The 5459-nt window shown below is 62.7% G+C and carries 5 protein-coding genes, 1 tRNA gene and 1 pseudogene; 6 read left to right on the top strand and 1 reads right to left on the bottom strand.

Annotation, left to right across the window (positions count from 1 at the left end; genetic code table 11):
• The 4 genes and pseudogenes from A5906_RS46455 to A5906_RS29065 all read left to right on the top strand — a co-directional run.
• Positions 1-150, top strand: a pseudogene (locus A5906_RS46455) (OB-fold-containig protein); the annotation flags it as partial.
• A gap of 22 nt (positions 151-172) precedes the next feature.
• Positions 173-1861 carry a flotillin family protein gene (locus A5906_RS29075; RefSeq protein ID WP_080138635.1) on the top strand — a complete coding sequence of 563 codons (1689 nt, stop codon included), beginning with the start codon at positions 173-175 and terminating at the stop codon, positions 1859-1861.
• 210 nt (positions 1862-2071) lie between these two features.
• Positions 2072-2440 (top strand): hypothetical protein, encoded by a 369-nt coding sequence (locus tag A5906_RS29070; protein ID WP_080138634.1) that lies wholly within the window; start codon positions 2072-2074, stop codon positions 2438-2440.
• A 131-nt stretch (positions 2441-2571) separates the two neighbouring features.
• Positions 2572-2646 (top strand) — tRNA-Asn (locus A5906_RS29065).
• A 24-nt stretch (positions 2647-2670) separates the two neighbouring features.
• Here A5906_RS29065 and A5906_RS29060 read toward each other — a convergent pair.
• A complete protein-coding gene (locus tag A5906_RS29060) occupies positions 2671-3789 on the bottom strand; it encodes a tyrosine-type recombinase/integrase (RefSeq protein WP_080138633.1) in 1119 nt (372 codons plus the stop codon).
• 579 nt (positions 3790-4368) lie between these two features.
• Between A5906_RS29060 and A5906_RS29055 the strand changes: the two genes are divergently transcribed.
• Together A5906_RS29055 and A5906_RS29050 are read left to right on the top strand one after the other, a co-directional pair.
• The gene (locus A5906_RS29055) at positions 4369-4548 is read left to right on the top strand and encodes a hypothetical protein (RefSeq protein ID WP_018641879.1); all 180 of its coding nucleotides are present in this window, start codon (positions 4369-4371) and stop codon (positions 4546-4548) included.
• Positions 4549-4689: 141 nt separating this feature from the next.
• Complete coding sequence (locus A5906_RS29050; RefSeq protein WP_080138632.1) at positions 4690-5355, top strand: protein-L-isoaspartate O-methyltransferase family protein; 666 nt, start codon at positions 4690-4692, stop codon at positions 5353-5355.
• The last annotated feature ends 104 nt before the right edge of the window (positions 5356-5459 follow it).

Below are 5459 nucleotides of genomic sequence, written 5' to 3'. Positions count from 1 at the left end.
CGCCACTTCGTCCTGGCGGTCGCAGCACCTTCGTCGTCGCCCCTGGCGCAGGGAACCCTGGTCCTCCTCGTCGATCGGGATGGCACCCGCTTCGTGGCGGTGAAGGCCGAGGATGAACTCAAGCCGTCCAAACCGACTCTAAGCAGCTAGTCGTCATTCATTGGAGAAAGTCATGTTCGACATCGCAGTCCCGGCCATGATCGGCGTCGCGCTGATCGTCGTCCTGGGGATCGTCTTCACCATTCTCTACAAGCGCGCCACACGTGACGAGGCCTTCGTGCGCACCGGGCTCGGCGGCAAGAAGGTCGTGCTCGACGGCGGCGCCATGATCCTGCCGATCTTCCACTCCTACGCCAGCGTCAACCTGAAGACGCTGCGGCTGACCGTCGAGCGCAAGGAGCGGGAATCCCTGATCACCAAGGACCGCCTCCGTGTCGACATCGTCGCAGAGTTCTACGTCCGTGTCCGCCCCGATGAAGAGAGCATAGCGCTCGCGAGCCAGACGCTCGGCGCGTTGACCAACGATGCCGAGGCGCTGCGCAACCAGGTCGAGGCGAAATTCGTCGACGGCCTCCGTTCGGTCGCGGCGACCATGACCATCCTGGAGCTGCAGGAGAAGCGCTCGGACTTCGTCAAGCACGTGCAGTCCACGGTCGAGTCCGACGTCAAGTCGAACGGCCTCGAGCTGGAATCGGTGTCGCTGACGAAGCTCGACCAGACCGACGTCAAATTCTTCAACCCTGAAAACTTCTTCGACGCCGAAGGTCTGACCCAGCTCAAGACCATCACCGAAACCCGCCGCCGCGACCGCAACGCCATCGTGCGCGATAACGAGGTGGCGATCGCCCAGAAGGACCTCGAGGCACGGCAGCAGACCCTCGGCATCGAGCGGACCAAGAAGGAGGCCGAGCTGTCGCAGGAGCGCGACATCGCCAACAAGACCGCCAGCACTCGCGCCGAGGTGGCGACCGCGACGCAGACTGCGCGCCTCACCGAGGAAAACGCCCGCATCGACACCGACAGGGCGGTCGCCGAGAAGGAGGCCGGTGCCAAGCAGGTCAAGGAGACCGCCGTTATCGAGTCGGATCTCGCCATCAACAAGCGCAGAACCGACGCCCAGCGCGAGATCCAGATCGCCACGCAGGAAAACGAGATCCAGATCGCGTCCAAGAGCAAGCAGACTTCGGAAGCCGTCGCCGAGGCCAAGGCCGCCGAGGCGCTGGCCGTCTCCGCAGAGGAAAAGGTCGTGACCGCGCGCGCGGTCGAGGTCGCCGATCGCGCCCGTCTCACCCAGGTGCTCGCTGCACGCACGGAGGCCGAACGCAAGTCGACCGAGGTGATCGTCGCGGCCGAGGCCGAGAAGAAAGCCTCGCTCGATCGCGCCGAGGCCGTCAAGACGCTGGCGACGGCGGAGGCCGAGTCCAACAAGATCAAGGCGGTCGGTGTCCGCAACATCGGTGAAGCGGAAGCTGCCGTCATCACCATGAAGAACGAGGCGCAGAACAAGCTCGGCAGCAACGTCATCGATTTCGAGATCGCCAAGAAGCGGATCGAGACCATGCCCTCGGCGCTCGCCGAGATGGTGAGGCCGATCGCCAACCTCAAGGATGTCCGCATCCTGCACACCGGCGGTGCGTTCGGCGGCAATGGCGCAGGTGGCGGCAACGTCGGTTTCGGTGAAGGCCTTGCCGGTGAGTTGCTCAAGGTGCACGCACTGCGTCCGATGATCGACGAGATCCTGCGCCAGAGCGGCTTTGCGCCGGGCGACGATCCTGTGAAGGCGCTGGTCGGCGCCGTGACGGGCAAGAGCAACGGAGCCGCGGTGCCGGCGCCGGAGAAAACAAACGCCGCCGATCTATGAATGCCGGTTCATTGCTGCGGACAATTCCGAACGATAAAAACAGGCCCCGCGCGTCTCGCGTCGCGCAACGTCCCGGAGTGTGGATCGACGCGTGTTGAATCCGTCGATCGCACGCCGGACCACCCTTTGAGGCAACGCCATTCGTTGCCGCGGTGCCTGCGCCGATCGACGTCAGGCGCTTACAGCCTGTTTCGATCGGGAGCATTTCATATGAAGTATTTTCTGTCCGGACTGATCGCGATCGGTCTGTCGATTGCCGCCACGGCGTCGTTCGCCGCCGACGCCCGCAACGTCACCGTCGTAAACGAGACCGGCTATGCCATCAAATTCCTCGGCTTCAATGCGCCGGACGATGGCCTGGACGAATGGGAGAACGAACTGGACAAGGTTTTGCAGAACCAGGCGAGCACCTATGTCGAGTTCGACGAGGACGATGAGGGCTGTGTCTGGAACATCCGCGTCGACTGGCAGAACTATGACGAGTCGGTGCTCTGGAAGAACGTCAACCTCTGCAAGTTCACCGCGCTCCGGCTGCGCTACGACTCCGGCACCAAGACCACGTCCTTCGTCGCTGAATAGTTTGCGCGGCGGGGAGGAGGGGCCTCCCCCCGCCCTTCCTCAGATGCGTTGCGGAAGATGGCGAATTCGTCCTTTGCAAGCGCAACCGGCTTTGTTATACGCACCCGCGCGCGGACGACAGTTCGCCCTTTTCCTCGGTAGCTCAGCGGTAGAGCATCCGACTGTTAATCGGATGGTCGCTGGTTCGAATCCAGCCCGGGGAGCCATTTGGCTCTTTATGTATTGATTTATCACGGTTTTTTCGCCTGGTTGGCTAACTGGATAATTGGGTTAGCCACTTCTGTTCCTGATATGAGCTTAACCATCGCCCGTTGCGCGGCCCTTTTACGGTCCCGCGTCTCGGTGTAGCGCTGGACTTCCTTCAGGCTGGCATGGCCGGTTATGGCGGCGATCTCCAAGGGGTCGCAGCCTACGTCGGCGAGGCGCGTTGCCGTGGCCTTGCGCAAGCCGTGGAACGAGCAGTGCTTGAGCCCGGCCTCATTGCAGCGGTCGCGGAACCAGTTCCCGAAGCCAGCGGCTGTGAACGGAGCCCCAAATTCCGTCACAAGGAATGTCAGGTGGCCGCTGAGGGTGGCGTCGATGATTCGGCGCAGTTCCGGATGTACCGGGATCGCCAGTTGGTAGCCGGTCTTGGCTTCGGTCTTCTTGCGCACCCAATCCAGCACCTCGTTGCTGATGTGCTGCTCGCCCATCACGATGACATCCTGCCGCGCCTGCCCGGTGTAGAGCCCGAGCGCCATCGCCAACCGTGGCCTGGTGCCGATGGGGTGGCGCTTCTCGAATTGCGCGATCTCGGCATCGGTCCAGCGATGGAAGCCGCCCGTCCTCTTCGGCTTCAGTTTCTTCACCCCTTGGGTAGGATCGTCCTCCCGCCAACCCAGCTTCTTCGCCACCTTCATCATCTCGCGCAGGACCTTGCGCAACCCGTTGGCGCTATCGGGCTTGGCGGCGCGCGCCCCCATCAGGTTTTCGATGTGATGAGGTTTGATGGTGACCGCGCTCTTGTCGCCGTAGGCTTGACCGTCCTTATCGGTCTCGCGGCAGAAGCGATCGATGATGTTGCGATAGACCTTTTGTGTGCTGTCCGGGTCCAACGCCCTGAACGCTGCGCTATCGTAATAGGCGACTGCCAGCGCCCGGATCGAATGCGGCACAACGCGATCGGCGCCAATGTTGAGCACCGGTTTTTCCGACATAGCCTTTTGGTAGCCCGCCATGAATTCCGGTGACCACGGTAGCCCCGGCAGGGACACCTTCTGGAAGCCCTTGCGGCGGAAATAGAAACGAGCCTTGCCGTGTCGATCGACAAACCCGTGCACCCACTTAGGCGAGCGTGCCTTCAATCCCATTCGTTAGTACTCCTGGCTCCGCCGGTCTGTTCTTTCAGCTTGCTAGCGACGACCACGATCTTTCCATTTTTGTCTATTTCGACACGTTCGATGTCGATCCCCGCTGCGGCAGCTGCCCGCAACGCCCGGGTGACGTCCTGCTGCCGAAACGTGGACGGTCCTCGCGACATAAATCCCGCCTTTTCTGCATGAACAGAGGACCCACGCGGCTAATGCAGCCGCGCAGTTGTCACTTCTTGCTGAGTTGGCGCCCACGGGTTGCCATCTCCCAAAAAAGCCTTTGGGTGCCAGTGGCGGTCTCGGCGGATGTTTGCCAGTCTAACCTATTGATAAACTTAGGCCGGGGCACCCCAGCCCGGGGAGCCAAATTTCACCGTAAAATCAGCATCTTATGAGCGCATTCTGATGCGGCGCGCGATGCTGCTCGAGCCATCTCTGAAGACCCGACGCGTCTGCTCGAGGCAGAATCGCGCTCAAGCATAGGTGTGCGGACGTACCGTCGCAGGCCCGGGGACGGCACCAAATCGACTTAATTGACATCAAGCTTCGCCGGGCCGGACTCCTACGGAGCTGATTCCCATGCCCGACATCCAGATCGACCGCGCCCAACTGGCTCCCTCGATTTTGCCGGCCGACGTTCCCGAGCTCAGCGACGACGAATGCCTCGCCTGCCTTGCGCGTGCGGTCGAGACCCCCGATTCGGCGCGGCTGGATGAGGTGGCCGCCCTGATCGGCCGCCTTGCGGTGACGATCGAATAATCCGTACTCGTCCCTGGTGCGGTGAGTTGCTGAGGGCCGTGGCCGGTCAAGGCCAACGGCCATGTTGCGTTTTCGCCGGGCATGTTCCAAAGATGCCGCCAACTTCTCTCAGCGGCTTGGTCCGCATTTCAGGGTCCGCAAATGTCCGGTTTCTCGACCGCGCGCCTCAAAATGGTCGATGGCCAGGTGCGCACCAATGACGTCACCGACCGCCGTATTCTCGATGCCATGCTCACGGTTCCGCGCGAAGCCTTCGTGCCGGCGAGCCGGCAGGCCTTGGCCTACCTCGACCTCGACCTCGATGTGAGCGAGGCGGCCGCTGCCAAGCGGTTCCTGATCAAGCCGCAGCTGACCGGCAAGCTGCTCCAGGCCGCCGAGATCGGTGAGGGCGACAGCGTCCTGGTCGTCGGCTGCGCCACCGGCTACCTCGCGGCGCTGGCGGCCAAGCTCGCCCGCCATGTGACTGCGACGGAATGCGATTCGGCCCTGGCGGCGAAGGCCAGGGAGGCATTTGCCGTCCTCGGGCTCGCCAACGTCACCTGCAAGGTCGCTTCCTGCACTGAGGGGGATCCGTCAGCCGCACCCTACGACGTGATCGTCCTCAATGGCGCCACCGAAGTCACTCCGGAGGGGCTGTTCGGGCAGCTCAAGGAGGGTGGGCGGCTGGTGGGGGTGTCGGCCGAATCGCGGCCTCCGCGGGCGATGATCGTGACCCGTACCCACGGCGAATTCGGCCATCGGGCGCTGTTCGACGCCGCTGCTCCGGTCCTTCCCGGGCTGGAACGGGCCGCTGCCTTCGTCTTCTGACGGCCCAAAGCCCGTTAAATTCCCGTTCCAAATCATAAGTGTGGCCGGGATGCTGCACGTGAAGAGTTTCCACCGAGAACTACCTTGAGGTAGTTCCGTCCCGC

Source organism: Bradyrhizobium sacchari (assembly GCF_002068095.1).
GTDB classification, from domain to species: domain Bacteria; phylum Pseudomonadota; class Alphaproteobacteria; order Rhizobiales; family Xanthobacteraceae; genus Bradyrhizobium; species Bradyrhizobium sacchari.
Note: the sequence above shows the minus strand (reverse complement) of the source record. Positions and strands in the feature narration are given on the sequence as shown.